The organism is Methanospirillum sp., assembly GCF_028679455.1.
Lineage (GTDB): Archaea > Halobacteriota > Methanomicrobia > Methanomicrobiales > Methanospirillaceae > Methanospirillum.
On record NZ_JAJRBM010000273.1, the window covers coordinates 1 to 6,297 of the forward strand.

Annotated in this window: 7 protein-coding genes; all 7 read right to left on the bottom strand. The window is 52.1% G+C overall.

All coding sequences use genetic code 11. The features are described from left to right. The coding region (locus tag LUQ50_RS09210) for an acetyl-CoA carboxylase biotin carboxylase subunit (protein ID WP_300039431.1) at positions 1 to 1,152 on the bottom strand (1,152 nt) is incomplete at its 3' end. Next, positions 1,149 to 2,885 (bottom strand): pyruvate/oxaloacetate carboxyltransferase, encoded by a 1,737-nt coding sequence (locus LUQ50_RS09215; protein WP_300039433.1) that lies wholly within the window; start codon positions 2,883 to 2,885, stop codon positions 1,149 to 1,151. The genes LUQ50_RS09215 and LUQ50_RS09210, both read right to left, overlap by 4 nt. A 69-nt stretch (positions 2,886 to 2,954) precedes the next feature. Further along, a complete protein-coding gene (locus LUQ50_RS09220) occupies positions 2,955 to 3,581 on the bottom strand; it encodes a hypothetical protein (protein ID WP_300039434.1) in 627 nt (208 codons plus the stop codon). Continuing rightward, the gene (locus tag LUQ50_RS09225) at positions 3,563 to 4,261 is read right to left on the bottom strand and encodes an ATP-binding cassette domain-containing protein (RefSeq protein ID WP_300039436.1); all 699 of its coding nucleotides are present in this window, start codon (positions 4,259 to 4,261) and stop codon (positions 3,563 to 3,565) included. The genes LUQ50_RS09220 and LUQ50_RS09225 overlap by 19 nt, the downstream gene beginning before the upstream one ends. Continuing rightward, positions 4,245 to 4,955, bottom strand: coding sequence for an energy-coupling factor ABC transporter ATP-binding protein (locus LUQ50_RS09230; RefSeq protein WP_300039438.1), 711 nt, complete (start codon positions 4,953 to 4,955; stop codon positions 4,245 to 4,247). Before LUQ50_RS09230 ends, LUQ50_RS09225 begins: the two co-directional genes overlap by 17 nt. Further along, a complete protein-coding gene (locus LUQ50_RS09235; RefSeq protein ID WP_300039440.1) occupies positions 4,952 to 5,500 on the bottom strand; it encodes a biotin transporter BioY in 549 nt (182 codons plus the stop codon). The genes LUQ50_RS09230 and LUQ50_RS09235 overlap by 4 nt, the downstream gene beginning before the upstream one ends. Positions 5,501 to 5,502: 2 nt before the next feature. After that, positions 5,503 to 6,297 (bottom strand): biotin--[acetyl-CoA-carboxylase] ligase (locus LUQ50_RS09240; RefSeq protein ID WP_300039442.1); only part of this gene is annotated, 795 nt, incomplete at its 5' end.

The window sequence follows — 6,297 nt, forward strand, 5'->3', positions numbered from 1 at the left end:
ATCATAATGGGGAGGGATCGTGTATCCGGCATGAATCCCTGAGTCCAGCCTGATACCCGGACCACCGGGAGAACGGTACCTGATGATCTTCCCGGGATCAGCAGCAAAATTATTCAGCGGATCCTCAGCGTTCACCCGGCACTCTATAGCGTGACCTCTGATGGTGATATCTTCCTGGGCATATTCAAGGGGATACCCGGCAGCGACTACTATCTGTTGGTGCACCAGGTCAATGCCGGTCACCAGTTCGGTGATGGTATGCTCAACCTGCAGCCGGGTGTTCATCTCCATGAAATAGTGGTTACCGTTGTCATACAGAAACTCAACCGTGCCCGCATTTACATAATCAACTGCTTCTGCTACTTTCAGGGCAGATTCAGTCATTCGATCCCGGAGTTCGGGGGTCATCACCGGACAGGGGGATTCTTCGATCAGTTTCTGGTGCCTGCGCTGGATCGAGCATTCACGCTCGAACATATGAACGCGGTTGCCATGCTCGTCGCAAAATACCTGTACCTCGACATGCCTTGGTTTTTGCAGATACTTCTCGATAAAGACAGTCCGGTCACCAAATGCAGATTCTGCAATCCGCATCGCACCTGCGATCGCGTCCTCGATCTCGGAGGGATCATTTACAATCTGCATCCCAATTCCCCCACCTCCGGCACTCGCCTTCACAATCACCGGGTACCCAATGGCATCGGCTACCCTGGCTGCCTGGTCAAGATCATCGATCCCACCGTCTGTTCCGGGAAGAACCGGAACTCCGGCATCCTTCATCGTCTGCTTGGATCTGATCTTTGACCCCATCGCAGCGATGGTCTTCTTCTTCGGACCGATGAACGTGATCCCTTCTTCCTCACAGAGTCCGGAGAAAGTAGCGTTCTCGGCGAGGAATCCATACCCTGGATGAATCGCCTCTGCACCTGCAGTCTTTGCCACCGAGATGATCCGTTCCATATTCAGGTAGGACTTGGATGGTGGTGCCGGCCCAACCGGGAAGGCTTCGTCTGCGTAATGTACAAAGAGTGAATTCTTATCTGCTTCTGAATAAACAGCGACCGTATCGATACCTAGTTCACGACATGCACGCATGACCCGGATCGCGATCTCTCCCCGGTTAGCAATGAGTACTTTGTCAAAGTACTTCATTCGATCACCATGAGCACATCGCCGCTCAGGACCGTATCACCAGTATCAACGAAGATATCTGAGACCACACCATCGCGGGGACTGGTGATCGGGTTCTCCATCTTCATGGCTTCGAGCACAAGCAGGGTCTGACCAGCCTTGACTTCATCGCCGCGGCCAACTTTCATCTCAAGTACCATACCCTGCATGTTGCTCTTGACCCCGCCTGCCATATCCTGCTTTGGAGGGCCTGATGCCTTTGGCTTATCCTGCACAGACTGATCGCCGATTGCAAGAATCCGGACTGTGAAGGTCTCCCCATCTACCTCAACCTGCATGGAATCTGGCATCTGAAAGCCAGAACTCTTCTTTGATGAAACGGTTGGGATCACTTCAGCCTGTCGTTCACCCTTCAGAAACGAAGGAGCGATCGCCGGGTACAGGATGTAAGTCAGGACATCCTCTTCCTTTCTGACCAGCCCTGCATCTTCAGCCTCCATCTTCATCTTTTCATACATTGGTTCCAGCAGATCAGCAGGGCGTTCGGTGATAACCTCCTCATACCCAATGATCAAATGTTTGATCTCATCGGAGATGGCTCCGGGGGAGCGGCCGTAAAGACCTTTTACATAATCACGAACCTCCTTGGTCACGTTTTTGTAACGCTCTCCACCGATGAGGACATTAAAGACCGCCTGGCTCCCGACAATCTGGGAGGTAGGAGTCACCAACGGGGGATACCCAAGATCACGCCTTACCAGAGGCACTTCCTGGAATACCTGTTCGAGTTTATCGAGGGCATCCTGTTCCTGGAGCTGAGAAACCAGGTTGGTTATCATTCCGCCCGGAAGCTGATAGATCAGAACATCACTGTCCACCCGTTCGGCAACCGGGGTGAACAGGGCATCGTATTTTTTCCTGATCTTCACACATTCGTTTCTGGCCTCACGCAGGACGAGCAGATCGATGCCGGTATCACGGGGAGTTCCTTTCACAGACGCTACGGTACTCTCGGTTGGAGGCTGGCTGGTACCGAGTGCGAACGGGGACATCGCAGTATCAAGAATATCTACCCCTGCCTCGATTGCGGCCTGGTAAGACATGGAGGCGATCCCACTTGTTGAGTGTGAGTGCAGATCAACCAGCACGTCCATCTCATCCTTGATACCGGTGATGAGTTCCCGTGTCTCTTCTGGCATGGCAAGGCCTGCCATGTCTTTGATGCAGATAGAGTCACAGTCGTGGGAATAGAGATCACGGGCCATCTCAATAAATCCCTTCACCGAATGGACCGGGCTGGTCGTATAAGATATGGTGGCCTGCAGATGGGCTCCGGTCTCTTTCACCCGGGTCATTGAGCGCTCCATATTCCTGATATCATTGAGTGCGTCAAAGACCCTGAAAATGTCCACGCCGTTTTTATATGAGAGATCGATAAACCGATCAACCACATCATCGGAGTAGTGCCGGTACCCGACAAGATTCTGGCCCCGGAGGAGCATCTGGATGGGGGTGTGAGTTAATGCATTCTTCAGAGTGGTAAGACGGTGCCATGGGTCTTCATTCAGGAACCTGATGCAACTGTCAAAAGTTGCACCTCCCCAGGCCTCGACTGAGAAGAATCCGGCTTTGTCTATTGCCCGTGCGAGCGGGAGCATATCCTCGGTCCTCATCCTGGTTGCGATGAGGGACTGATGGGCATCCCTGAGTGTGGTATCAGTGATCTGAAGCTTCGTATTCCGGGCTGGACTCATATTGCCACCTCTGAATCGGCAGTAAACGATTCAAACAGAAAAGGTTCAACCGGAGAACTTAAAAAAGTCTTAGACAATCACGGACACTGCAAAAATTGCCGCGCAAAACACTCCGGCTGCAATATCAGCATAGGAGGTCACAAAAGACGGGCACAGGCTCCCCCCTCCCCGAAATCCGCGTATCGCAAGTATCACTGCCCGCTCACGTGCCTGTCTGAACTGCCGTACCAGCATACTGGTAATTACCGGAGGTAGATTGGATGCAGAGAGGTGTTGCCCTTTCTGCTGGAGCGCGATCCGGGTGCGTCTGAATTCATCAGACAAGATCTCAAGCGATGAAAGGCTCATCTCCCCCACGAGTCCGAGATCAAAACCCCACTTTCTGCCAAATAACCATACTGAAACATCAAGGAGTTCCCCGGGGTACCGTTCACCATATGCCCAGGAGGCTATCACAAGTAGAACTGATATCCTGACCAGATACGAAACCCCGTCACCCCCGGAGAGAGCAGTGGCAGATGCGGCAATGACGGGACGTAAAAAAGCCACGGCAGCGGTGCGAAAACTACCAAAGGAAGTTCGCCGGTTTGTACATACCAGCCACCAGAACAGGGTGAGCAGTGCTCCGGCAAGCGAGAAGAACGAGGCGATCGAGAGGAGGAGTACTGCTCCAAGCCTTACTCGTGGATCCTGCATACTGCCTCCACAAGGTCATGCCAGGAAAGACCTGACAACTCATGATCATGATTGAGTATATACCTGATCAAAGGTGGAGCCGAAGTCCATGTTGTAAGTGCCTGTGAAACATGACCGATAGAGGTGAGCACCCCGTCCTGCATCTCCCAGATCTGATCAATCGAAGGGAGAGTCGTGACATCATGGCTGATGATGATGATGATCCCTTCCCGGTGTTCATCAAGGTGAGTTGAGATCCAGTACCGTGCCTCTTCATCAAGACCTGCGAATGGTTCATCAAGAACCATCAGATCGTATCTGCCTGTGATCAGGCAGGCCAGGTGAAGCCGTTTGAGTTCACCCCGCGAGAGGGTGAGTAGATCGTCACCGCCCCGCCCGATAAGTCCGGCAGTCTCAAGGATTGGTTCCGGATCCCTGCCCCAACTCAGGATCTCGTCCTTGAGATTGGTTGTGGTAAGATGATACTCTGGAAACTGCATGGAAAGAACTGAAGAGGAGATCCCATCATACCTGACCGTTCCGGATACCGGACTGAGCGCCCTGCCAACGATCTCTCCCAGTGTCGACTTGCCTGATCCGACCCTGCCAGTGATGAGATGAACTCCGGGAGTGAAGGTTCCCTGTGCATGGAGAGTAAAATCACTCCGGCTGAAGGTGATCTGATCAAGGATCAGTTGCATAAACAGCCCTCCAGAGTTCGGGGTTGCGAAGCAATCTCAGAGGAGTGAGATGATCACGAGTCCGGGACAAGGTCTCCTGATAGATCTCATCAGGGGTTCCTTCACGTAACACCCGACCATCCTGCAATACAATCACCCGGTCAGCACGTGCAACCCGGTCAGGCCGATGTGTTGCAAAGAGCAGGTAGGGCACTGCTGCGGATCTGATGATCGAATCTACTGTGTTTAAGGTTGTGGCATCAAGGTGGGAGTCGGTCTCATCAAGGATCAACACTTCAGGTCTGTTGATCAGTGCCGCAGCAAGGGCAGCAAGTACTTTCTGTCCACCCGACAACCGGCGGATAGGATGATCTAACTGATCAGTGAGGCCGATGAGCCCGGCTATCCCATGAACCAAAGCATCGATCTCCTCGCAGGGCTGCTGAACGAATCTGAGCGGTGATGCAATCTCATCGAACACCCTGGTGAAGATCATATTACAGTCAGGAAATTCACCAACCCAGCCGACAGTCACTTGTCTGGGATCCACTCCGTCGATACTGATGGATCCAGGAGGAGTGATGATACCGGCAATCATCTCAAGAAGGGTGGTCTTCCCTGAACCATTCGGACCTGTGATTGCCACCATGCCAGGACTAATGGTGAGATCAGGGATGGAGAGAAACCCATGCCTGACCGAATTGATCTGAATCATTGGCGAAAAGGCAGTTCCAGAATGTGTTCAAGTCGTGAAGCAATCAGGAACACTGCCACTCCCTTGACCAGATCACCTGGAAGAAACGGAACCATTCCGGATATTACCGCAGCATAAGCCGACATGCCAGTTGATATGATGAGCCAGGAGATGCCACCGAGATAGATTAGGAGCGTTGCAAGAGTGAGCCCCGCGATCCGAATCCCACGCTTTTTATGCTCGTAGGCAATCCCGGCGACAAGGACTGCCGGAATGAAACCAAAAAGGTATCCCCCGGTTGGCCCGAAGATGACTCCGAGACCTGACATCCCGTTGTGAAAGATCGGCAGTCCGAGCGTTCCGAGAAGGAGATAGAGCAGGATCGGAATGATCGCATGCCGTTTCATCACGGCAGCAGCCAGAAGAACCGCAAGGGTCTGCAGGGTGACGGGAACTGGGAAGAGCGGGATCGGAATTGGTATTGAGATCCAGGAGAATCCTGCAATCAACGCAATAAAAAGAGAACTATTGGTAAGGATTGTTGCCCGGTTCAGGTTGCCAAACATTATCAGATATGTACGCAGTCACCTGCAATGACCTTCTCTATCTTTCCGTTGTCTTTCCTGACTACGAGAGCACCATTCGGATCAATGTCCACAGCCTCACCTTCAAAACTGTTTCGCAGCGTGTTGATCCTGACTCTGCGCCCAATCGTTGATGAAAAGTTCTTCCACTCCCTTATGACCGCATCGTACTCCCCAAGAGTGATCATATCATACCGTGCTTCAAACTCTTTCAAAATGGCAGCCAGGAGCGCAGCGCGATCGATCTCATGATTAACCTCGTGACTGATTGAGGTAATCAAGTGTTTAATGGGTTCATTAAGGTTTTCAACACTGATATTCGCGTCAATACCGATACCAACCAGACAATACCGTACCTTATCTCCATCAGCCCCTAACTCAAGGAGGAGTCCGGCAACCTTCTTGTCACCGATGATGATATCATTGGGCCATTTGATGAGGGCCCCGATATCAAACATCTTTCGCAGAACCCGGGCCACCGATACCGATGCGGCAAGTGTGAGCATGAAGAGATGATCGATCGGAATCTGGGGAGTTAGTACAATAGTAATCCAGATACCCCCGCTTGGAGATACCCAGGCACGCCCCATCCTGCCATATCCACCGGTCTGCTCTTCAGCAATGATCACAAGCCCATGCATTTCCTCGAGATCACCCTGATCAGCGAGGTCTTTTCCATACCAGATCGTGGAGGGAATGCTGTCAAAAAACCGCATCCTTCTCCCAATGACCTTTGTCTTCAGATGTTTGTAGATGACATGCGGTCTGAACTCCATACC